General features: G+C 36.2%; 2 pseudogenes. One reads left to right on the top strand and one right to left on the bottom strand.

The window, feature by feature from the left end:
- Positions 1-119 (top strand): annotated as a pseudogene (locus BU804_RS11810) (IS982 family transposase); the annotation flags it as partial.
- A 299-nt stretch (positions 120-418) separates the two neighbouring features.
- On the opposite strand, the pseudogene BU804_RS01915 reads toward BU804_RS11810, so the two are convergent.
- A pseudogene (locus BU804_RS01915) lies at positions 419-599 on the bottom strand (transposase); the annotation flags it as partial.

Genomic DNA, 599 nt, shown 5'->3' on the forward strand with positions numbered 1-599 from the left:
GAAATGCCGGAAATTTTTTAATTAATCTATTAGCTGGGATTATTGCTTATACTCACCAACCTAAAAAGCCATCGATAAACTTAGCAGAGCAGCATCGCTTATTGTTAATGGCTGCCTAAAAACCCAAAATTCAGGTTACAAATAGATTCTAATTAATTACCTTTAGGAAAAAGGAGTCCAGCACAACTTTCTACTTTTTCAAATGGCAGTTTCCTATTAGGGTTTCTGTTTGGCCTAGGTCTATGTTTCGCATTCTTACAATGCGAGTATTTCCTCTTTTGGGACTTTTTGAGGAATTAGGAACTGCGATCCAAAATTCCCTCATGATTTTCTCTGTCAAACCGTAATAGCATAAAGCAGAGATAAGACATCTAACACCATTGGGAATACACATTGCGACTAAAACCAAATCTTCCCAAACATTTCCAGGAGTTAGCTGAAAAGCCAAAATTTCTCCTCTTTCATTGACCATGAGATGCAATTTAAACCCGAAAAACCATCCTGAAGTTGTTTTCCCCCTCTTTGCTAAACCTTTAAAGACCTTGTTTCTTTTTATGCGTTTATTGTGGCAAACATCTATCGATGGAAAATCAATAAAA

Origin of the sequence: Candidatus Protochlamydia sp. W-9 (assembly GCF_001950615.1) — a bacterium.
GTDB lineage: Bacteria > Chlamydiota > Chlamydiia > Chlamydiales > Parachlamydiaceae > Protochlamydia > Protochlamydia amoebophila.